The sequence below is a fragment of the Streptomyces sp. NPDC022910 genome (genome assembly GCF_055561075.1).
Window position 1 is genome coordinate 55631 of the sequence record NZ_JBVHHL010000002.1, and the last position, 21296, is coordinate 76926.

At 71.3% G+C, this 21296-nt stretch carries 20 protein-coding genes and 1 pseudogene; 9 read left to right on the top strand and 12 right to left on the bottom strand.

The features are described 5' to 3' along the window. The first annotated feature begins 8 nt into the window (after positions 1–8). Positions 9–1004, top strand: a complete 996-nt coding sequence (locus tag ACZ3TS_RS02115) for a small ribosomal subunit Rsm22 family protein (protein WP_467612768.1) — start codon at positions 9–11, stop codon at positions 1002–1004. 216 nt (positions 1005–1220) lie between these two features. Next, positions 1221–1952: a bifunctional DNA primase/polymerase gene (locus ACZ3TS_RS02120; protein ID WP_467612771.1), complete on the top strand. Its 732-nt coding sequence runs from the start codon at positions 1221–1223 to the stop codon at positions 1950–1952. 15 nt (positions 1953–1967) lie between these two features. Here ACZ3TS_RS02120 and ACZ3TS_RS02125 read toward each other — a convergent pair whose 3' ends face one another. The 4 genes from ACZ3TS_RS02125 to efeO are packed head-to-tail and all read right to left on the bottom strand — an operon-like array spanning position 1968 to position 6249. Then, positions 1968–2969 carry an SCO2278 family lipoprotein gene (locus ACZ3TS_RS02125; RefSeq protein WP_467612774.1) on the bottom strand — a complete coding sequence of 334 codons (1002 nt, stop codon included), beginning with the start codon at positions 2967–2969 and terminating at the stop codon, positions 1968–1970. Next, the gene (gene efeU, locus ACZ3TS_RS02130) at positions 2926–3801 is read right to left on the bottom strand and encodes an iron uptake transporter permease EfeU (RefSeq protein ID WP_467612777.1); all 876 of its coding nucleotides are present in this window, start codon (positions 3799–3801) and stop codon (positions 2926–2928) included. Before efeU ends, ACZ3TS_RS02125 begins: the two co-directional genes overlap by 44 nt. 3 nt (positions 3802–3804) lie before the next feature. Beyond that, a complete protein-coding gene (gene efeB, locus ACZ3TS_RS02135) occupies positions 3805–5085 on the bottom strand; it encodes an iron uptake transporter deferrochelatase/peroxidase subunit (protein WP_467612780.1) in 1281 nt (426 codons plus the stop codon). A gap of 12 nt (positions 5086–5097) precedes the next feature. Beyond that, a complete protein-coding gene (gene efeO / locus ACZ3TS_RS02140; RefSeq protein WP_467612783.1) occupies positions 5098–6249 on the bottom strand; it encodes an iron uptake system protein EfeO in 1152 nt (383 codons plus the stop codon). 127 nt (positions 6250–6376) lie between these two features. Here efeO and ACZ3TS_RS02145 point away from each other — a divergent pair, with 127 nt between their 5' ends. Further along, positions 6377–7021, top strand: a complete 645-nt coding sequence (locus tag ACZ3TS_RS02145) for a PhzF family phenazine biosynthesis protein (RefSeq protein WP_467612786.1) — start codon at positions 6377–6379, stop codon at positions 7019–7021. 19 nt (positions 7022–7040) lie between these two features. On the opposite strand, the gene ACZ3TS_RS02150 is transcribed toward ACZ3TS_RS02145, so the two are convergent. Together ACZ3TS_RS02150 and map are read right to left on the bottom strand one after the other, a co-directional pair. Continuing rightward, the gene (locus tag ACZ3TS_RS02150; RefSeq protein ID WP_467612789.1) at positions 7041–7709 is read right to left on the bottom strand and encodes a biliverdin-producing heme oxygenase; all 669 of its coding nucleotides are present in this window, start codon (positions 7707–7709) and stop codon (positions 7041–7043) included. A gap of 121 nt (positions 7710–7830) precedes the next feature. Further along, positions 7831–8688, bottom strand: a complete 858-nt coding sequence (map, locus tag ACZ3TS_RS02155; protein WP_467612792.1) for a type I methionyl aminopeptidase — start codon at positions 8686–8688, stop codon at positions 7831–7833. Between the two features lie 61 nt (positions 8689–8749). Here map and ACZ3TS_RS02160 point away from each other — a divergent pair, with 61 nt between their 5' ends. After that, complete coding sequence (locus tag ACZ3TS_RS02160; protein WP_467612794.1) at positions 8750–8980, top strand: hypothetical protein; 231 nt, start codon at positions 8750–8752, stop codon at positions 8978–8980. 101 nt (positions 8981–9081) lie between these two features. Here the strand turns inward: ACZ3TS_RS02160 and ACZ3TS_RS02165 are convergent. Next, positions 9082–9333 (bottom strand): annotated as a pseudogene (locus ACZ3TS_RS02165) (MFS transporter); the annotation flags it as partial. 8 nt (positions 9334–9341) lie between these two features. Continuing rightward, positions 9342–9944: a hypothetical protein gene (locus tag ACZ3TS_RS02170; RefSeq protein WP_467612797.1), complete on the bottom strand. Its 603-nt coding sequence runs from the start codon at positions 9942–9944 to the stop codon at positions 9342–9344. Between the two features lie 134 nt (positions 9945–10078). On the opposite strand from ACZ3TS_RS02170, the gene ACZ3TS_RS02175 reads away from it, so the two are divergent. The 3 genes from ACZ3TS_RS02175 to ACZ3TS_RS02185 all read left to right on the top strand — a co-directional run bounded on the left by ACZ3TS_RS02175 (position 10079) and on the right by ACZ3TS_RS02185 (position 12177). Further along, positions 10079–11152, top strand: a complete 1074-nt coding sequence (locus ACZ3TS_RS02175; RefSeq protein WP_467612800.1) for a sialidase family protein — start codon at positions 10079–10081, stop codon at positions 11150–11152. A 38-nt stretch (positions 11153–11190) separates the two neighbouring features. Continuing rightward, the gene (gene npdG, locus ACZ3TS_RS02180; protein WP_467612803.1) at positions 11191–11895 is read left to right on the top strand and encodes an NADPH-dependent F420 reductase; all 705 of its coding nucleotides are present in this window, start codon (positions 11191–11193) and stop codon (positions 11893–11895) included. A gap of 69 nt (positions 11896–11964) precedes the next feature. After that, positions 11965–12177 carry a hypothetical protein gene (locus ACZ3TS_RS02185; protein WP_467612806.1) on the top strand — a complete coding sequence of 71 codons (213 nt, stop codon included), beginning with the start codon at positions 11965–11967 and terminating at the stop codon, positions 12175–12177. Here ACZ3TS_RS02185 and ACZ3TS_RS02190 read toward each other — a convergent pair. Continuing rightward, positions 12167–12967 (bottom strand): site-2 protease family protein, encoded by an 801-nt coding sequence (locus ACZ3TS_RS02190; protein WP_467612809.1) that lies wholly within the window; start codon positions 12965–12967, stop codon positions 12167–12169. The genes ACZ3TS_RS02185 and ACZ3TS_RS02190 overlap by 11 nt on opposite strands. Positions 12968–13157: 190 nt before the next feature. Between ACZ3TS_RS02190 and ACZ3TS_RS02195 the strand changes: the two genes are divergently transcribed. After that, the gene (locus ACZ3TS_RS02195) at positions 13158–16448 is read left to right on the top strand and encodes an AfsR/SARP family transcriptional regulator (protein ID WP_467612812.1); all 3291 of its coding nucleotides are present in this window, start codon (positions 13158–13160) and stop codon (positions 16446–16448) included. 25 nt (positions 16449–16473) lie between these two features. Here the strand turns inward: ACZ3TS_RS02195 and ACZ3TS_RS02200 are convergent, their stop codons facing one another. The 3 genes from ACZ3TS_RS02200 to panB all read right to left on the bottom strand — a co-directional run bounded on the left by ACZ3TS_RS02200 (position 16474) and on the right by panB (position 19430). Continuing rightward, complete coding sequence (locus tag ACZ3TS_RS02200) at positions 16474–17295, bottom strand: ABC transporter permease (protein ID WP_467612815.1); 822 nt, start codon at positions 17293–17295, stop codon at positions 16474–16476. After that, positions 17292–18317: an ATP-binding cassette domain-containing protein gene (locus tag ACZ3TS_RS02205; RefSeq protein ID WP_467612818.1), complete on the bottom strand. Its 1026-nt coding sequence runs from the start codon at positions 18315–18317 to the stop codon at positions 17292–17294. Before ACZ3TS_RS02205 ends, ACZ3TS_RS02200 begins: the two co-directional genes overlap by 4 nt. Before the next feature lie 225 nt (positions 18318–18542). Then, positions 18543–19430, bottom strand: coding sequence for a 3-methyl-2-oxobutanoate hydroxymethyltransferase (gene panB, locus ACZ3TS_RS02210; protein ID WP_467612820.1), 888 nt, complete (start codon positions 19428–19430; stop codon positions 18543–18545). Between the two features lie 219 nt (positions 19431–19649). Between panB and ACZ3TS_RS02215 the strand changes: the two genes are divergently transcribed. Then, the gene (locus ACZ3TS_RS02215) at positions 19650–21242 is read left to right on the top strand and encodes an MFS transporter (protein ID WP_467612823.1); all 1593 of its coding nucleotides are present in this window, start codon (positions 19650–19652) and stop codon (positions 21240–21242) included. The last annotated feature ends 54 nt before the right edge of the window (positions 21243–21296 follow it).

Below are 21296 nucleotides of genomic sequence, written 5' to 3' on the forward strand. Positions count from 1 at the left end.
ATCGGCGGGTGAACGCCCCCGTCTCCCCAGCCGACACCCTGCGCGCCGCTCTCGCCGGTCTGCTCGACGGGCTGCCGCCCCGGCAGGCCGCACAGGCCGTGGACCGGCTGATCGCCAGCTATCGGGGGCGGACCCCGACCCACGCACCCGTGCTGCGGGACCGGTCGGATGTCGTCGCGTACGCCGCGTACCGGATGCCCGCGACGTTCGAGGCGGTGTGCGCGGCGCTGGACGCGTTCGCGGACGCCGTGCCCGGGTGGGCGCCGGCGAGCCATGTCGACGTCGGCGGCGGGACCGGCGCGGCCACCTGGGCGGTGAGCGCCACCTGGGCGGGGGAGCGGCCGGTCACCGTGCTCGACTGGGCCGAGCCCGCGCTCGCGCTGGGCCGGGAGATCGCCGCCGCGAATCCGGCGCTCAGGGCCGCCGAGTGGCACCGCTCTCGTATCGGAGCGGCGCTCAGCATCGAGAGCACTGATCTCGTCACGGTCTCGTACGTCCTCGGCGAGCTGACCGACGCCGACCGCGCCGCCGTCGTCGACGCCGCTGCCGCCGCCGCCCAGGCCGTCGTGATCGTGGAGCCCGGTACCCCGGACGGCTACGCCCGCGTCATCGAGGCCCGCGACCGTCTGATCGGCGCCGGTTTCCGCGTCGCCGCTCCCTGCCCGCACAGCGCGGCCTGCCCCATCGTCCCCGGCGAGGACTGGTGCCACTTCTCGGCCCGGGTCAGCCGTTCCTCGCTGCACAGGCAGGTCAAGGGCGGCTCCCTGGCGTACGAGGACGAGAAGTTCAGCTATGTCGCCGCCGCCCGTTTCCCGGTGGTGCCGGCCGCCTCCCGGGTCGTGCGCAAACCGCAGATCCGCAAGGGCCAGGTGCTTCTCGAGCTGTGCGGCCCGGACGAGGCCCTGCACCGCGAGACGGTGACCAAACGGCACGGCCCGCTCTACCGGGCGGCCCGCGACACGGACTGGGGCGACGCCTGGCCGCCGCCCCACCCGGACGAGTGAAGCGGCCCGCACGTCGGCCACGCCCTCCGTGGCCCGGCATCCGGCCGGCGACTTTCCGGCGGACATGTCATGGGAAATCCTGCAACCACCCCTGATAGAGGTCCGCGGTTGGCATCGCCCCGGCTACCCCGGATGTGGGCTCCGGTCACCCGAAGCGCAGGATGGTGGGACGATAGGGCATGCTGTCCGCACCACAGCAGCGAGGCGAGGGGATAGATGAGCGCAGAGTTCGGCCGCCGCACGAGCGGGCAGGGCAGGATCTCCCAGTGGTTGCGCGGACGACGTCCCGCCCGTCTCAAGGACGACGCCGACGACGGCGGCCGTGAGGCGATGCTGCTGGCTGCCGCCGCCGCGGGGCTGCCGCTCGCGCCCGCCGCCCACCCCCTCGGCTACCGGTGTTCCTGCGACCGCGTCGGCTGCCCCACGCCCGCCCGCCACCCGGTCTCCTTCGCCTGGCAGACGCAGTCGACCACGGACCGGGCACAGGTCGAGCGCTGGGCCCGGCACCAGCCGCAGGCGAACTTCATCACCGCGACCGGGATGATGCACGACGTGCTGGACGTCCCGCGCGAGGCCGGCGAAGAGGCCCTGGAGCGGCTGCTCGCCTCCGGCGTCGCGGTGGGGCCGGTCACCGTGACCGGCGACGGGCGCATGCTCTTCTTCACGCTGACACGCGGTACGCCGGAGGACGAGGACGAGTGGTGGCCGTGCGAACTGGACTGCCACCCCGAGACGATGGACGAGCACCCGGGCCTGCGCTGGCACTGCCGGGGCTCGTACGTACTCGTACCGCCCGCGCAACTGCCGGGTGACCTGACGGTCGAGTGGCTGCGGGGGCCGGAGCACGCACTGCCGGATCCGCTGAGCCTGCTCGAGGTGCTGACCGACGCGTGCGCGCGGTACGCGGGCGACGAGTCCGAACTCGCGGGCTGGCCGCACCGGGACTGAACGCCGGTACCGCCCCTACTCGCCCTTCGCCCCCGTCAGCCCCTCCACCCGGCTCAGGAACCTCACCTGACCCCGCGTCGGGTCCAGCACCGCCTGGTTGGAGACGAACTCCAGCGTCAGGGACTGCTTGACCTCCCCGGTCAGCAGGGCCTTGATGTTCGGGTCGGTGACATTGATGTTCACGCCCTGTGCGGCCGTCTGCTTCTCGTAGTGGTGCGTGGCGAAGAACACCAGCGCGCCCCCGTCCGAGGTGCGCAGCCCGATCGGGGCATAGTCGCCGTCCGTCAGCGGCTGGTCGATGTACTGCCGGGCGAGCCCCGGCTTCCGCGCGCTCTTCAGCCGCGTGGCGCGCCACTGCGAGGTGTGCGCGCCGGGCGCGAACATGTCCCCGCCGCTTTGCAGGTAGGTCGCGTACGCCGTGCTGAGCTTCCGCGGCTGCACCGCGAGTGCCGGGTCGTCCGCGGTGACGGGCTCGGCCCAGCCGTCCTTGTCCTTCTTGAACGTCGGTACGTCACCGTCCGCGAGGATGGTCAGATACGACACCGCCCACACCTTGCCGACGTCGGAGCGAGTGAAGACGAGCAGCCAATGGGCGTCCGCGCTGCCCTTGTTGGCATGGGCGTCGGCGACGAACCAGCGCGGCCAGCCCGCCTTCTCGGGGATGGTGAACGTCGCGTCGGTGAGCTTCAGCGGGGCGTGGCCGGGATTGCCGCCCTGGTTGTTCTTGTGGCCGGCATCCAGTTTGCCGCCGTCGATGTCGGCGAGCGCGCCGGTGACCCGGTCCGCGTCCAGGGAGCGGTCGTAGGCCTTGTCCGCCTTGTTGTAGGCGGTGAGGAAGTCCTTGAGGGCACGGGCGGCTTCGGCCCGTGTCGCCGTCGGCACGACCTCGCGTTCGCCGTGGACCACGACGCAGCCGCTCGCCGTCATGGACACAGCGGCCACCGTCGCCGTTGCCAGGGCGAACCGGTTGAGACTACGAAACGTTCGAGGGCTGCGATCCCCGCGATCCCTGCTCATCAGTGACCTTCACCTTCCCCTTCCCGGAGGCGAACCCTACCGGGGTCAGGAAGATCGCGAGCGTAGGGACCAGGTACAGAGCCCACACCGTGATCTGAAGGACCGTCGGGTCGGGCTGGAAGTTGAAGACACCCTTCAGCAGCGTGCCGTACCAGCTGTCCGGCGGGATGGTGTCGCTGATGTCGAAGGCCAGGTTCGTCAGGCCCGGGATCCAGCCGGCCTCCTGCAGGTCGTGGAAGCCGTACGCGAGCACGCCCGCGGCGACGAGGACCAGCATGCCGCCCGTCCAGGTGAAGAACTTGGCGAGGTTGATCTTCAGGGCGCCGCGGTAGAACAGCCAGCCCAGGACGACCGCCGTGGCCAGGCCCAGGGCGACGCCGATCAGCGGGCGCGGGGTGCCGTCGCTCGCCGCGTGCACCGAGGCCCACACGAACAGCGCGGTCTCCAGACCCTCGCGGCCCACGGCCAGGAACGCGGTGGCGACCAGCGCGCCCGTGCCCATCCGCAGGGCCGCGTCCAGCTTGCCGTGCAGTTCGGACTTCAGGTGCCGTGCGGTGCGGCGCATCCAGAAGACCATCCAGGTCACCAGAACCACCGCGAGGATCGACAGGGAGCCGCCGAGCGCCTCCTGCGCCTTGAACGTCAACTCCTGGGAGCCGAATTCGAGGACGCAGCCGAAGCCCAGCGCGATGGCGACCGCGATGGCGATGCCGATCCAGATCGGCTTCAGGGCGTCCCGGCGCCCCGTCTTGACCAGATAGGCGATCAGGATGCAGACGACGAGACTGGCTTCCAGTCCTTCGCGCAGGCCGATCAGATAGTTGGAGAACACTGGTTAAGCCTCCTCGGTCAGCAGCGTCCGGCCCCACCAGTCGTCCTTGTCGCGGACGCCGGGCGGGATCGCGAAGACGGCCGAACCCACGTGCTGGATGTACTCGTTGAGCGCGTCGGTCGCCGCGAGCCTGCGCTGCAGGGGGATGAACCCCTTGCGCACGTCACGCTGGTAGGCCAGGAAGAACAGGCCCGCGTCCAGGCGGCCCAGACCGTCGGTGCCGTCGGTGAAGGAGTAGCCCCGGCGCAGGATCGTGATCCCGTCGTTGGAGTCGGGGTGGGCGAGCCGCACGTGCGCGTCCGGCTTCATCGCCTTCAGGAACGGCTCGTCGTGCTCCTTCGCCTTGCCGACCGGGGCGCCCTCGCCCTTGTCGCGGCCGAAGACGTCCTCCTGCTCCTGCAGGGAAGTGCGGTCCCAGGTCTCGATGTTCATGCGGATGCGCCGGGCGACCAGATAGGAACCGCCGGTGATCCAGTCGGGCCCGTCGCCGTCGCCGACCCACACGAACTTCTTCAGACGGTCCGTCTCCGTGCTCGCGATGTTGCGGGTGCCGTCCTTGAACCCCATGAGGTTGCGGGGGGTCTGGGCGTCCGGCGTGGTCGACGAGGTCTTGCCGAAGCCGAGCTGGGACCAGCGGATGGCCACCTTGCCGAAGCCGATTCGGGCCAGGTTGCGGATGGCGTGCACGGCGACCTGCGGATCGTCGGCGCAGGCCTGGATGCACAGATCGCCGCCGGTGCGGGACTTGTCGAGGTTGTCGCCGGGGAACTGGGGCAGGTCGACCAGCGCCTCGGGGCGCTTGTCCGTCAGCCCGAACTTCTCGAAGAACGACGGACCGAACCCGATCGTCAGCGTCAGCCGTGACGGCTTGAGCCCCAGCGCCTCGCCGGTGTCGTCCGGCGGCGCCTCGGCGAGCCCGCCGTACGCGCCCTCGCCGACCGCCTGACCCGCCGTCATCCTGCGCGCTGCCGCCGTCCAGTCCTTCATCATCTGCACGAACTCGGCGCGGTCATCGGTCTTCACGTCGAACGCGGCGAAGTGCAGCCGGTCCTGCACGGGTGTGGCGATGCCCGCCTGGTGCGCGCCGTGGAAGCCGACCGCGGCGCCCGTCGCGGCACCGGCCGGGTCCATGTCGTTGCCCGTGCGGGTCATGGCCACCGTACCGCCTGCCGCGGCGGCACCGAGCGCGAGCCCCGCGCCGCCCCAGCCGATCAGCGCACGCCGCGAGGGCGCCGCGGAGGGTGATTCCGAAGCCGTCGTCGTGTCCGTGGTCGTGTCCGTCATGATCCCGGCCCCTTACTTCACGACCGCGGCGGCGAGCTTGGACAGCGGCTCGGCGAGCGCGTTCACCGCGTCAGACAGCTCCTTGCGGTCGTCCTTGCCGACCTTGTCGTACGAGGTGAAGTCGTACGAGGTCTTGTTCGCACGGTACTTGTCGAGCAGCGTGTTCAGCGCGGCGAACTGCTTGTCGAGCTCGCTCGCCAGCGCCGCGTCGTTCTGCTCGGCGACCGGCTTCAGCAGCTCGTACGACTTCTGCGCGCCCTCGACGTTGGCCTTGAAGTCGACCAGGTCGGTGTGCGAGTAGCGCTCCTCCTCGCCGGTGACCTTGCCGGTGGCTACCTCGTCGAGCAGTTCCTTGGCGCCGTTGGCCATGGAGGTCGGGGTGATCTCGGCCTTGCCGACCCGCTCCTGCCAGTCGGTCAGGTCCTTCACCAGCTGGTCGGCGAGCTCCTTCTCGCGGTCGCCGATCTTCTTGTCCTGCCAGAGGGCCTTCTCCAGGCGGTGCCAACCGGTCCAGTCCGTGGCCGGGTCCTGGCCCTCCTCCAGACCGTCCTCGCGGACGTCCACCTTGGGGTCGATGTCGCCGAAGGACTCGGCGACCGGCTCGGTGCGCTCCCAGCCGATGCGCGAGAGGGCGTACGCCTTCTTCGCGGCCTCGAGGTCACCGGCCTTGACGGCGTCGGTGAACACCTTGACCTTGGGCAGCGTCTCGTCGGCCTGCTCCTGCGCGTACTCGCGGTAGTCGGCGACGGCCTGGTCCAGCTTCGGGTCCCGCTTGGCGACAGTGCCGCTGCCGGTGGCCGTGACGTTCTGGCGTATGCCCTTGCCCTTCATGCCCGGCTTGCACGCGATCCGGTAGTCGCCGGCCTTCACCTCGGCGGTGACGGTCTGCTTGGTGCCGGGGCCGATGTTCTCGCGCTCGGCGACGATCCGGTCGTCCGGGAAGAGCAGGTAGACCTCGGTCACCTTGGCACCCTTGTTCTCGACCGCCAACTCGACGTGCCCGGCCGGGAAGTTCTTCTTCGACACCTCGCACTTCGAGTCGGTCGCGGTGACCTGGACCAGGTGGTCGGAGTCCTCCGCTGCGCTCTTCTCCGTGCACCCGGTGACGACGGTGAGAGCCGCCGCCGCGGCGGCAGTGGCGACGGAGAGTCGGACGGCTCGCATGCTTGCTCCAAGAGGCGATGTGGTCAGGCTGGCCTAACTTACCTTAGCCTTACCTCAGTCATACCCCTCGGGTCCGTGATTCAGATCCCACAGAAAGATCACAGGAGCGGGATGTTTGAATGCCCGCGTGACTGACTACGACGTGCTGCGCGTCTTCTGTGGGCCGAGGGGTGGCCACGGCAACGAACTCGGCGTCGTCCGCGACGGTTCGACGGTCCCCGAGCGGAGCGACCGCCAGGCGCTCGCCGCGAAGCTCGGCTTCAGCGAGACCGTGTTCGTCGACGATCCCGAGCGCGGTGTCATCGACATCTACACGCCCGCACTGCGCCTGCCGTTCGCCGGGCACCCCTGCGTGGGCACCGCCTGGCTGCTCGACGTGCCCGAACTCGTCACGCCCGCCGGAGTGGTGGGGGCCCGCCTGGACGGCGAGTTCAGCTGGATCGAGGCCCGTCCGGAGTGGGCGCCGCCGCGCACGCTGCGGCAGTACGCGACGGCCGCCGAGGTCGACGGCCTTGCGGTGCCGCCGCCGGGGGAGTGGATCTATGCGTGGGCCTGGGAGGACGAGGCGGCGGGCCGGGTGCGGGCCCGGGCCTTCCCCGGCCGGGACGACGGCATCGACGAGGACGAGGCGACGGGCGCCGCGGCCCTGCTGCTCACGGCTCGCCTCGGCCGTGCGCTCAACATCCGCCAGGGCGCGGGCTCCCAGATCCTGACGGCACCGCAGCCGGAGGAGTGGGTCGAGGTCGGGGGCAGGGTGTTCCTGGAGCGCTGACCGCCGCCAGGGCCTGGCCCTAGGCGCTCAGCGGGAACTCCTCGCTCAGGGCCCGCAAGACGGCCGTGTTGAGCGCGTAGGCCCGTCTGCACTCGGCGATGATCCGCTGCTTGTCCAGTTCGTCCGCATGGATCTCGTCCAGGGTCGTCCGGTATGTCCTTCTGAACTCCGCGGGGTTGGAGATGCCGTCGAACACATAGAACCGGACCCCGTCGCCTTTGCGGGTGAGGCCCCATGTCTTCTCCGCCGAGTCGCGGATGACCTGGCCGCCGGCGAGGTCCCCCAGGTAGCGGGTGTAGTGATGGGCGACGTACCCGCCGGGCCACCGCTCGGCGCACTCCCGCACGCGGGCCGCGTACCTCCGCGTCGCGGGCAGGGGGTCGAGGTGGCCCCGCCAGTCGGGACCGCACAGATGTGCGAGGTCCCGGCGCAGCGCCGGCAGCCGGAACAGCTCCGGTCGTACGAAGGGGCCGGCCACCGGGTCGTCGGCCAGCCGTTCCGCACCGGCCTCCAGTGCCTCGTACACGAACCACAGTTGCTCGGTGTACCGCGTGTACGCGTCGACGCCGAGCCTGCCGCCGAGCAGGTCGGTGATGAACGTCGAGGTACTCGCCTCGCCGTGTTGCTCGAGCGACGCGGTGCGCAGGAGCGTCGAGAACGCCGTGGGGGACGGATCCGGGGTGTTCATGGGGACCTCCACGGTTTTCCGACACACTGTCGGTAAAAGCCTACCCGGTATTCCGGGCGAATCCACACGAAAGAGCCCGCTCTGTGGACAGAGCGGGCTCTCTGGTGGCGCGCGGGCGCCGTTACGCCAGGGTCAGGATGTCCGCGCCCGTTTCCGTGACGACCAGCGTGTGCTCGAACTGGGCCGTACGCCTGCGGTCCTTCGTCACCACGGTCCACCCGTCGTCCCACATGTCGTACTCGTAGGTGCCGAGCGTGAGCATGGGCTCGATGGTGAAGGTCATCCCGGGCTGCATCACGGTGGTCGCGTGCGGGCTGTCGTAGTGCGGGACGATCAGCCCGGAGTGGAACGACGAGTTGATCCCGTGCCCGGTGAAGTCCCGCACGACGCCGTACCCGAACCGCTTGGCGTACGACTCGATGACCCGCCCGATGACGTTGATCTGACGGCCGGGCCTGACGGCCTTGATCGCGCGGTCGAGGGACTCGCGGGTACGCTCGACCAGCAGCCGGGACTCCTCGTCGACGTCCCCGACGAGGTAGGTGGCGTTGTTGTCGCCGTGCACGCCGCCGATGTACGCCGTCACGTCCAGGTTGATGATGTCGCCGTCGCGCAGGACCGTGGAGTCCGGGATGCCGTGGCAGATGACCTCGTTGACCGAGGTGCACAGCGACTTGGGGAAGCCGCGGTAGCCCAGCGTGGACGGGTAGGCGCCGTGGTCGCACATGTAATCGTGCGCGACCCGGTCCAGCTCGTCCGTGGTGACGCCCGGCGCGATGATCTTCGCGGCCTCGGCCATCGCCTGCGCCGCGATGCGCCCGGCGACGCGCATCGCCTCGATGGTCTCGGGCGTCTGCACCTCGGGACCGTTGTACGGAGCCGGCGCCGGTTTGCCGACGTACTCGGGGCGTCGGATGTTTCCGGGCACGGAACGGGTGGGAGACAGCTCTCCTGGTACGAGCAGCGACTGGCCAGACATGCCAGCGAGTCTAACCAGCGGGTGTGCGGGAACATGGGCCCTGGTGAAAGGAGCTCCTGCGATGGCGCTGTTCAGGAAGCGGACGGTCGGGAAGCCGGGAGAGTGGTACTACTGCCTGGAGCACCAAAAGGTCGAGGAGGGCCCCGAGTGCCCCGCGAAGGACCGCCTCGGGCCGTACGCCTCCCGCGAAGAGGCGCAGCACGCGATGCAGATCGCGCGCGAGAGGAACGAGGAGTGGGAGACGGATCCCCGGTGGCATGACGCGCCCGCGGGAGACCCGGAGGACGACTGAGCGGCTGCGGGGGTGGCACGGGCGGGCGCGGGGGTGACCTTCGCGCCGTCCGCCTCCTTCCCGTCGTGCCCTCGGCCCGTCGTTCCCCGCCCCGCCCTCCCTCAGCCCGCCGTGCCCGCCCGCTCGGCCCTCAGCCGTACCGCGTGCTCGTTCGTGCGGGCGTCGTAGCGCATCAGGCCGGGGAGACACAGGGCCAGCAGGGCCACCGCGCCCGTGCACAGCAGTCCGCCCGACCAGACCGACGTACGGACGCCTCTCCACGCCGCCGTGCCGCCCGAGCGGACCTGCCCCAGCTGCGGGCCGACCGAGTACGACAGCAGCTCGATGCCTGTCAGACGGCCGCGTAGCTCGTCGGCCGGGCTCACCACCGCGGCGGGGGTGGTGACGTCAGATGGTCCGCCAGGCGCGACAACCGGTCCCGGAAGCGCCGCCGCCCTCGTGGGGCAGGCAGGGCGTTCTCCCCGGCCGCCGCGCTCACCAGGTGCTGCACCGTGTCCAGGTCGAGGTCCGTGTCCTGCGGGACCGACAGTGACTCGTGCGCCATGGCCCCGAGGTCGCCGTCCCCGGCGTCCAGCGCCAGCACGGTCGCTCCGGCCCGCCGCGCGTCGTGGACCCGCTCCAGGAGCCCGGGCCCCGGTGCGGAGGGCGAGACCACCAGCAGCGTCTCGCCGCGCCGCGCCGCCGACAGCCGTCCGAGACCCACCGCCAGATGCGCCGGATCCGAGGCCCGTGCTTCGTGCCGCACCAGCGTCGGGGACAGCTCGGGCGTCCCCGACCAGGCCGCCTCGTCGACCAGGTGCGCCGCCAGATGCCAGGGCTCGAACTCCTGCGTGCCCACGAGCAGCAGCCCGCCCCCGTACGACACCACGGATCCCCGCAACGTCCCCGCGAACCGCCGAGTGGCTCCCAGCCACTCGGTCCCGGCGAGCACTTCCCGCAGCAACGCGACCCGTACGGCGTCCATACGAGAAATCCTGCCGCAACCGGTCACTCGTGACCCGGAGTTCACCCCGAATTCGCCCAAGGCAGGCAGAGAGCCGAACCATGGGGGCACAGGAGCTGATCGACACACCGCAGCGGATCGTCCGAGGAGCCTCCATGACCGAAGCCGCCGTCCCCTTCCGCGCGGGCCGCGAGGGCTATGCCAGTTACCGCATCCCTGCCGTCGTCGCCACCGGAGCCGGCACCCTCCTCGCCTTCTGCGAGGGACGGGTGAACTCCGCAGCCGACCACGGGCACATCGACATCGTGCTGAAGCGGTCCACGGACGGCGGCCGCACCTGGGATCCGCTCCAGACCGTCGCCCGCAACGGCTCCGACCTCGCAGGCAACCCCGCGCCGGTCGTCCTGGACACCGGCCGCGTCCTGCTCGTCCACGTGCGCGCCGCGTCCGGCGCGACGGAGGACGCCATCCTGCGCGGAGAGGCGAAGCCCGCCGACGGGCGTCGCGTCTGGCTGCAGCACAGCGACGACGACGGGCTCACCTGGTCCGGCCCGCGCGAGATCACCGGGCAGGTGAAGAAGGAGGGCTGGCGCTGGTACGCCACCACGCCCGGCCACGCCCTCCAGCTGAGTACCGGCCGAATCGTCGTTCCCGGCAACCACAGCCTCGCGCCCACCGGCACCGACACCGGTGCCGAGCCGAAGTACTACAACGGCCACTGCCTGCTCAGCGACGACCGCGGCGAGAGCTGGTATCTCGGCTACCTCGACGAGAACACCGACGGCTACATCAACGCCAACGAGACGACGGCGGCCGAACTCCCCGACGGCCGGGTCTACTTCAACACCCGCACCGACTCCCGGTCTCCCGGCAACCGCGCCGACGCCCACTCCGAGGACGGCGGCCGCACCCTCGTCAAGCCCTTCCGCCCGCAGGCCGGGCTCGTCGCGCCCGTCTGCCAGGGCAGCGTCCTGCAGCTCCACGACCCCGACCTGCTGCTCTTCTCCGGCCCCGGGGCCCCCGCCTCCCGCGCCCTGATGACGGTGCGCGTCTCCACCGACGCCGGTACCACCTGGCGGTCCGCGTACACCGTCGACGGGCTGCCCGCCGCCTACTCCGACCTCGTCCGCGTCGACGCCGGCACCGTCGGCCTGCTCTACGAGACGGGAGACTTCGGCGCGTACGAGACGATCACATTCCGCCGCGTCCCCGTCACAGCTCTCGCCTGAGCGGCGGGCGGGGCCGGGGCGCACGTAGAGTCGGCCTCATGACCTCTACCGACAGTGCAGCCAAGGCCCCCGCCAAGGACCCCTGGGACCTCCCCGACGTCTCCGGGCTCGTCGTCGGCGTGCTCGGCGGTACCGGGCCGCAGGGCAAGGGCCTCGCCTACCGGCTCGCCAGGGCCGGCCAGAAGGTGATCATCGGCTCGCGTGCCGCGGAGCGCGCCCAGGCAGCCGCCGAGGGGATCGGCCACGGCGTCGAGGGCGCCGACAACGCCGAGGCCTCCCGGCGCAGCGACGTCGTGATCGTCGCCGTGCCGTGGGAGGGCCACGGGAAGACGCTCGAGTCCCTGCGCGAGGTGCTGGCCGGCAAGCTCGTCGTCGACTGCGTCAACCCGCTCGGCTTCGACAAGAAGGGCGCCTACGCGATCAAGCCGGAGGAGGGCAGCGCCGCCGAGCAGGCCGCCGCCCTGCTGCCGGACTCGCGGGTAACCGCCGCCTTCCACCACCTGTCCGCCGTACTCCTCGAGGACCCCGAGGTGGACCAGATCGACACCGACGTCATGGTCCTCGGGGAGGAGCGGGCCGATGTGGAGATCGTGCAGGCGCTGGCCGGGCGCATCCCCGGCATGCGCGGGATCTTCGCGGGACGGCTGCGCAACGCCCACCAGATCGAGGCCCTCGTGGCCAACCTGATCTCGGTCAACCGGCGGTACAAGGCGCACGCCGGACTGAGGGTGACCGACGTGTAGCGGGCCGCGGGCATGGGGGACACTGGAGGCCGTACGACCACGCCGTCCGTCCGTCAGGAGCCGACCTCCATGCCCTCCTTGCCCCCACCCGACCCGGCCCGGCGACTCGCCGTCTACGCCCTCATCGTGTGCATCCTCGCCGTCGCGGCGGCCGTCGTCTCCTTCGTCGAGGGCAGCTGGCTCGGGATCGTCTGGGTGCTGCTCGCGGGGCTGTCGTCGAACATGGCGTGGTACTACCTGCGGCGCGGCAAGGCCGACCGGAGCCGGTCGCTTACTGGCTGACCTGGCAGAACTCGTCGGTGCCCTGCCAGAAGCGGTAGAGCTCCTGGCCGCAGTAACGGTCGAAGTCGCCGATGCCCAGGCCGCGCAGGATCGTGTCGATCACGTCGAAGAACGCGCTGTTGACCGACGGGACCCACAGCAGCGCGAACACGAAGAGCAGGCCGAAGGGCGCGAAGGGCTCCACCTGGCGCTTGACGTTGTAGGACAGCCAGGGCTCGATCACGCCGTAGCCGTCCAGGCCGGGCACCGGCAGGAAGTTCAGGATGGCGGCCGTCACCTGCAGCAGCGCGAGGAAGGCGAGGGCGAACCGGAAGTCCCGGGGTAGCCCGTCCAGCGCGTGCAGCCAGAACGGGGCCGTGCACACGGCCGCGAACAGGACGTTCGTCAGCGGGCCCGCCGCGGAGATCAGGCTGTGCCGCCAGCGCCCCCGGATGCGGCCCCGCTCGATGAACACCGCGCCGCCCGGCAGACCGATGCCGCCCATGATCACGAAGATCACCGGCAGGACGATGCTGAGCAGCGCGTGCGTGTACTTCAGCGGGTTGAGCGTGAGATAACCTTTCGCGCCGACCGAGATGTCGCCGCTGTGCAGGGCGGTGCGCGCGTGCGCGTACTCGTGCAGGCACAGCGACACGATCCACGCGGCCGTCACGAACAGGAACACGGCCACGCCGGGCTGCTCGGCGAAGCCGCTCCAGGTGGCCCAGCCGGTGACCGCCGTGACGGCCATGAGCCCGACGAAGACAGGGCTGATCCGCCGGTCGCTGTGGCGGGTGGCGGCGGTGGTCATGGGGCTCCCTGGTATCGGCTCATGCTGGGTGGACTGCCCGACCGTACCGGGCGCAACGCGAAAACGTCTCGCGAACGGTACCGGGTTCCGGAGAGGGTGGACGGATGGGGAACCGGTGCCGCACCGCCCGGCAGGGCTGTCGCGGCGCACCGTCCGAACCCCGTGACCCGTACTGACGCCGACGGAGACAATGGACCCCGTGCGCTACCGCATTCTCGGCACCACCCAGGCACTCCGCCCCGACGGCACCTCCGTCCCGGTCGGCGGGGCGCGGCTGCGTTCCCTGCTGACCGTGCTCGCCCTGCGGGCCGGCCGGACCGTTCCCGCCGGCCTCCTCGTCGACGAGGTGTGGGACGGCGACCCGCCCGCCGACGCCACCGGCGCCCTGCAGGCCCTGGTCGGGCGGCTGCGCCGGACGCTCGGCGCGGACGCGGTGGAGTCGGCGGACGGCGGCTACCGGCTGGCCGCGGCACCGGACGACGTCGACCTGCACCGCTTCGAGCGGCTCGCCGGAGAGGGCCTGCGGGCACTGGGCGACGGCGGCTTCGCGAAGGCGGCGGTCGTCCTCGACGACGCCCTCGCCCTGTGGCACGGGCCCGCCCTCGCCGACCTCCCGGACCGCACCGCCGAGGCCGCCCGCTGGGAGACCCGCCGCCTCGACGTGCGCCGCGCCCGCCTGACCGCCGCCCTCGCCCTCGGCCACGGCGAGCAGCACCTGCCCGAGCTCACCGCCCTGTGCGACCTGCACCCCCTGGACGAGCCCCTCCAGGCGCTGCGCCTGCGCGCCCTGCGCGACGCGGGCCGCCCGGCCGAGGCGCTGGCCGCCTACGAAGACGTTCGAGAGCTGCTGGCGGACCGTCTGGGCTCCGACCCGGGCCCGGAACTGCGGGCACTGCACGGGGAGTTGCTGCAGAGTCCCGAAGTCGCGCCGCCCCGCCCGCACACTCCCGCCGACGGTGGCACCCCCGCCGCACCCGCGCATCCCGGCAACCTCCGGGCCCGCCTCACCTCCTTCGTCGGGCGGGACGCCGACATCGGCACGCTGCGCGCCGATCTCGCCGCCGCCCGGCTCGTGACCCTGCTCGGGCCCGGCGGCGCCGGGAAGACACGTCTGTCGCAGGAGGCCGCCGAGGCCGTGGCGGACTCGGCGCGGGACGGGGTGTGGATGGCCGAGCTGGCGCCGGTCGACGACCCCGAGGCCGTGCCCGAGGCCGTGCTCACGGCCGTCGGAGCGCGCGAGACCGTGCTGCGGGGCGCCGGCGCCGAGGAGATGCGTGCCGTCGCCGACCGGCACGACGACCCCCTCGTCCGGCTGGCCGAGCACTGCGCGCGGCGCCGCATGCTCCTCATCCTCGACAACTGCGAGCACGTCGTCGACGCCGCCGCCCGGCTCGTCGAGCACCTCCTCCAGCACTGCCCCGGGCTGACGGTCCTCGCCACCAGCCGCGAGCCCCTCGGCGTACCGGGGGAGCTGCTGCGTTCGGTCGAGCCGCTGCCGCTGCCGTACGCGCTGAAGCTGCTCGCCGACCGCGGGGCCGCCGCCCGGCCCGGTTTCCGCACCGAGGACGACCCCCAGGCCGCCGCCGAGATCTGCCGCCGCCTCGACGGGCTGCCGCTCGCCATCGAGCTGGCCGCCGCCCGGCTGCGGATGCTGTCGCCGCGCCAGATCGCGGACCGGCTCGACGACCGCTTCCGGCTGCTGACCTCCGGCAGCCGCACCGTGCTGCCCCGGCAGCAGACCCTGCGGGCCGTCGTCGACTGGTCCTGGGACCTCCTCGACGCGGACGAACGCGCGGTGCTGCGCCGGCTGTCCGTCTTCTCCGGCGGCTGCGACCTCACCGCGGCCGAGGCGGTGTGCGGGCCCGCCGCGCTGGAGGCGGTCGGCTCGCTCGTCGACAAGTCCCTGGTGGTGGCCGCCCCTTCGGGCGACGGCGAGATGCGCTACCGGCTCCTGGAGACCGTCGCCGAGTACGCGGGCGAACGGCTCGACGAGTCCGGCGAGCGGACCGACGCCGAGCGCGCCCATCTCACGTACTACCGCGAAGTCGCGCGCACCACCGACCCGTTGCTGCGCTCGTCGGATCAGCGCGCCGCCATCGAACGGCTCCAGGTGGAGTACGAGAACCTGCGCAGCGCCCTGCGTCGCGCCGTCGCCGCCCATGACGAGCAGGAGGCGCTCTGCCTGCTGCTCTCGCTGTGCTGGTACTGGCAGATGCGCGACCTGAAGACCGAGGCCCGCGCCTGGTCCTCCGCCGTCATGTCCCTCGGCCCCGATCCCTTCACGGCACCCGCCCGACCGGTGCCGGACCTCCCCGAGAAGTGCACGCAGAACCCGCCGCCGATGCGCCCGGAACTCCTCGACGAGGCCCGGCGCGGCGCCCATCTCATCCACCTCGCCTGTATGGACATGGACTTCCAGGCGTGGGAGACGCCGCAGGCCAAGGAGAAGCTGCGGGTCATCGCCGAGACCTACCGCCCCGGCCAGCCGCAGACCTGCCGCGTGCCCGGCTTCCTGTGGTTCTTCGCCGTCCTGTTCACCGCGGACCCGGAGCGCATGCGCGCCGCCCTGGACGAGACGGTCCGCACCTGCCGCGAGCTCGGTTACACCTGGGAGCTGGCCCAGACCCTGCAACTGCGCGCCAACATCCTGGCCAACCGCAGCGACTCGTCGGGGGAGGCGACCGGGGACGCGGAGGAGGCGCTGGAGACCTTCCGCCGGATCGGGGACACCTGGGGCGTCGCCGAGGCCCTGTCCGCCCGCGGCGAGGCCCGCGAGCGCCTCGGCGAGTACCTCCTCGCCGCCGCCGACTACGGGGCCGCGCGGGAGTACGCCGAACAGCTCGGCGCCCGCTCCCAGATGGCCGTGCTCGGCGCCCGTCTCGGCAGCGTCCTGCTCGACGCGGGCGAGGCCGAGCGGGGCGAACAGCTGCTGCGCCAGGTACTCGAAGAGGACCACGGCGCGATGAACGAAGCCATGCCGGCGGCTCGGATCTTCCTGACGATGTGGCTCAGCCGTACGAATCGCGTGGACGAGGCGCGCGAGCAGGTACGGCTGCTGCGCGCGGAGTTCGGGGCGGTCGGTTTCGCGGTCTTCGACGGTCTGGTGCTCGGCGTGGAGGCCTGGCTGGACGTGGTCGATCAGCGGTACGAGGAGGGGCTGGCCAAGATGCGCAAGGCGCTTGCGCGGGCCTCGGACCCGATGACCCGGCTGATCGCGCCGCAGATGTCCTCCGTGCACCTGACCACCGCCGCGATCGCGCTCTCCGGCGTGGACGGCGGACGCCGCGCCCGGGACGCGGCCGTGTGCCTCGGCGTCGCCGACCGTCTGCTGCCACCCGGTCACTTCAGCGGCCCCGCGGAGCGCGAGGGACGCATCATGGCGGAGGCGGGCGCCCGGGCCGAGCTGGGGGACGCGGTGTACGAGGCCGCGTACGCGGAGGGCGACGGGCTCTCCCTGGAGGAGGCCGTCGCCCTCGTCTGACGCGGACCGGGGTGCTGACGCGGAGTCAGTTCTTGGTGGTGAACTTGCGGATGGCGACGGGGGCCATGACCGCCGTGATCGCGGCCGACCAGATCAGTGTCGTGATCACGTCGTGGGCGATCGGCCGGCCGCCGTTCATCAGACCGCGGGCGGCGTCCGCGAGCGTCGACAGCGGGTTGTAGTCGGTGAAGGCCTGGAGCCAGCCCGGCATGGTGGACGGCGGAGAGAAGATCGACGATCCGAACTGCAGGGGCATCAGCACGAGGAACCCCATTCCCTGGATGGCCTGGGCGTTCTTCATCACCACGCCCATGGTCAGGAAGATCCACATGATGGAGGAGCCGAAGACCAGCGACAGGCCGATGGCCTCGAACAGCCCCGGCACACTGCCGATGGACAGTCCCAGTGCGAACCCGACGGCGAGCAGGATCGCCGTGGCGACCAGCATCCTGCCGATCTCGACCGTGATCTTGGCGATGAGGACCGAGGAGCGGGCGATCGGCAGGGACCGGAAGCGGTCCATCACACCCGTCTGGAAGTCCTGGTTGAAGCCGGTGCCGACGCCCATGGCGATGTTCATGCCCATCATCGCCATCAGGCCGGGCACCACATAGTTGACGTACACGTCCTGGTGGCCCTTGCCCGCGATCGCGCCGCCGAAGACGAACACGAACAGCAGGGTGAAGACGATCGGCATCAGGACCGCGTCGAACATCGACTCCGGGTCCTGGCGGATCCACAGCAGATTGCGGCGGACCAGGGCGCCGACGTGGCGGAGATTGCCACGCAGTCCGATGCGGCCTTCGGAGGCGGCAGAGGTGGGCGCGGTCACAGTGGCGGCGCTCATACGGCGACCTCCTCACGGGCGGGGGACGCGTCCTGCGGGGCACTGGCCTTGTGGCCGGTGAGGGACAGGAACACCTCGTCCAGGCTGGGCAGTTCGGTGGTGATGCCGGCGAGCGTGATGCCGCGGGCGGTGACCGCGCCGACCACCGCGGTCAGCTGTTGGTCGCTGAGGATCGGCACCAGGACGGTGCCGGTCTCGGTGTCCACGGTCGCGCTGCCGGGACCGGTGATGCCGAACTCGTCGAGCGCCGCGGCGGTCGGGCGCAGCTCCCGCGGGTCGGCCGGCCGGATGCGCAGTGTGCGGCCGCCGACCTTCGCCTTCAGCTCGTCGATGCGGCCGCCCGCGATGACCTTGCCGCGGTCGATGACGGTCAGCTCGGACGCCAGCTGCTCGGCCTCCTCCATGTACTGGGTGGTGAGCAGCACCGTCGCGCCCTCCGCGACCATCCGCTTGACCTCGGTCCACACCTCGTTGCGGGTGCGCGGGTCGAGGCCGGTGGTCGGCTCGTCGAGATAGAGGACGGCCGGGTGGCCGATCATCGAGGCGGCCAGGTCCAGGCGGCGTCGCATACCCCCGGAGTACGTGGACGCCGGGCGCTTGGCGGCCTCCGTGAGCGAGAACCGCTCCAGGAGCCCGTCGGCCCGGGCGCGGGCCTCCTTGCGGGGCAGGTCGAGGAGCCTGCCGATCATGTACAGGTTCTCGTACCCGGAGAGCTTCTCGTCGACCGATGCGTACTGGCCGGTGAGGCCGATCACGCGCCGCGTCTGCCGCGGCTGCCGGACCACGTCGTAGCCCGCGACCGTGGCGTGGCCGGCGTCCGGGGTGATGAGGGTGGACAGGCAGCGGACCAGGGTGGTCTTGCCGGCGCCGTTCGGCCCGAGGACACCGAGGACGGTGCCCTCGCGCACGTCGAGGTCGACGCCGTCCAGTGCCTTCGTCTCGCCGTAGTGCTTGACCAGCCCCCGTACGGTGACGGCCGCGTCCGGGGCGGCGTCGCTGGGGTTGTTGTCGATTCGCGTCATGCCGACCAAGATGCCAGCCGCCACCGACAAACCACCGACAGGCCGCCTACAGCCGCCGACGGACTGCCGACAAGCAGCCAGCAGCCCGCCGACGGGGGAAGATCGGCGGGCTGCTGCGCGCCCCGTGGGGGGCGCGGGGAAGTGGTCATCATGCGGCTTGGCCGCGTGGGCGTGACCAGCCGGACGCGGCCCGCAGTACGTCGACTACCGGGCCCGGCGGTGCACTCAGTGCACCGAGTGCTCCTCGAGCGGGAACGTTCCGCCCACCACGTCCTCGGCGAACGCCTTCGCCGCGTCGCCCATCACCTGACGCAGGTCCGCGTACTTCTTCACGAACTTCGGCACCCGGCCACCGGTCAGCCCCAGCATGTCGGTCCACACCAGGACCTGCGCGTCCGTGTCCGGGCCCGCGCCGATGCCGACCGTCGGGATGTGCAGGGTACGGGTGACCTCCGCGGCCAGCTCCGCCGGGACCAGCTCCAGGACGACCGCGAACGCGCCCGCGTCCTGGACGGCCTTGGCGTCCCGCAGCAGTTGGTGCGCCGCCTCGTCGCCGCGGCCCTGCACCCGGTAGCCCATCGTGTTCACGGACTGCGGGGTCAGCCCGATGTGCGCCATGACCGGGATGCCGGACTCCACCAGGAGCTCGATCTGGCCGTGCGAGCGCTCGCCGCCCTCGAGCTTCACCGCGCCGACCCCGGCCTCCTTCACCAGGCGGGTGGCCGAGCGCAGCGCCTGCACCGGGCCCTCCTGGTACGAGCCGAAGGGCAGGTCGCCGACGATCAGGGCGCGCTGGGTGCCCCGCACGACCGCGGCCGAGAGCATGGTCATCTCGTCGAGGGTGACGGGTACGGTCGTCTCGTACCCGAGGTGGCAGTTGCCCGCGGAGTCGCCGACGAGCATCACCGGGATGCCGGCCTCGTCGAACACGGACGCGGTCATCGCGTCGTAGGCGGTGAGCATGGGCCACTTCTCGCCGCGTTCCTTGGCGGCGGTGATGTCGCGCACGGTGATGCGGCGGGTGCTTTTGCCTCCGTACAGCGCCTTGCTGCTGTCGGAGGGCTTGAGCGCACCCTGAGCGGGCTGCCCCTGGGCAGCCGGAAGCTGCGTCATCGCAACGGCTCCTTCTGTCATCTCGAGGCGCCCTGACGGCGTCCCCGGACCACCCCCATGGTGGCACTTCGTGCCAAGCGCGGCTAGTGCGGGGGAAGAGGGGCCTGCGTCCCGGGACCTAGGCCGATCCGGGCGGTGACCTAGGTCTCTCCTTAAGGTCTCCGTAAAGGATTCCGATACGAGACGGTTCCGTATCGAAACTTGCCTAGGCTTCCTCCCATGACTACCCCTGCTGTCCCCGTCGAGCGACGGGTGCCCGAGGCCGTGCACCGGCGCCGGTGGGCCATCCTCGGCGTGCTGATGCTCAGCCTGCTGATCGTGGTGCTCGACAACTCCATCCTGAACGTCGCCATCAAGACGATCTCCACTCCTGCGCCGACCGGCCTGGGCGCCACTCAGAGCGAGCTGGAGTGGGCCATCAACGCCTACACCCTCGTCTTCGCGGGGCTGCTGTTCACCGCGGGCCTGCTGGGCGACCGTGTGGGCCGCAAGAAGACACTGCTGGCCGGTCTCGCGGTGTTCGGCGCCGGATCGGCACTCGCCGCCGAGTCCGGTTCCCCCGCCCAGCTCATCGCCTTCCGCGCGCTCATGGGCCTCGGGGCGGCCTTCGTGATGCCGGCCACCCTCGCCGTCCTCATGAACGTCTTCGAGCGCGACGAGCAGCCCAAGGCCATAGGCATATGGGCCGGCGGTGTCGGTCTCGCCATCGCCATAGGCCCGATCACCGGTGGTGTGCTCCTCGACCACTTCTGGTGGGGCTCCGTCTTCCTGATCAACGTGCCGATAGTGCTCCTCGCCCTGGCCCTGATGATCTGGCTGGTCCCCGACTCCCGCGACCCCAACCCCGGCCGTGTCGACCCCGTCGGCGTCGTCCTGTCGGTCGTCGGCCTGGTCCTGCTCGTCTACGGCATCATCAAGGGCGGCCAGCTCGCCGACTTCACCGACCTCACGGCGCTTGCGACCATCGCCGCGGGTCTCGCCGTCCTCGTGCTCTTCGTGGTGTTCGAGAAGCGCAGCGACCACCCGTCCATCGACGTCACCTACTTCAAGAACAAGGTCTTCTCCGCCGCCATCGCCGCGATCGCGCTGGTCTTCTTCGCACTGATGGGCGTGACCTTCTTCTCCGTCTTCTACACCCAGAGCGTGCGGGGCTACTCGCCGCTGCAGACCGGCCTGCTGATGCTGCCGCTGGCCGCCGCGCAGATGATCTTCGCGCCGCGGGCCAGGCTCCTGGTCGACCGGTTCGGCAACAAGGCGACCACCACCGCCGGCATGGTGATCATCGCCGCGATGCTCGCCGCGTTCGCCACCCTGCAGGCGGACACGCCGATCTGGATCCTCGAGGTCGTCTTCTTCCTGATGGGCACCGGAATGGCGCACATCATGACCCCGACCAGCGTCGTCATCATGCAGGCGCTGCCCCGTGAGAAGGCGGGGTCGGCGTCCGCGCTCAGCAACACCTTCCGCCAGGTCGGCGGTGCGCTCGGCATCGCGGTCCTCGGCTCGGTCCTGTCGACGTCGTACCGCGACGGCATCCAGGACAAGCTGTCCGTCCTCCCGGCGGGCGTGCGCCACACGGCGGGCGAGTCGATCGAGGCGACGCTCGGCGTGGCCTCGAGGCTCGGCCCGAACGGCAAGGCCCTGGTCTCCCCGGCCAACGACGCGTTCCTGCACGCGATGCACGTCACGGCGCTGTGGGGCGCGGGCGTGGCGGTGATCGGCGTGGTCGTCGTCGCACTGTTCCTGCCCGGGAAGGCGCCCGCGGAACAGAAGGGCGAGGAAGAGCAGGAGTTGGTGACGGCCGAGCACTGACGGCACGTCATGGCCGGGCACTCGGAGGGCCGGGTGCCCGTTCATGCGTAACCC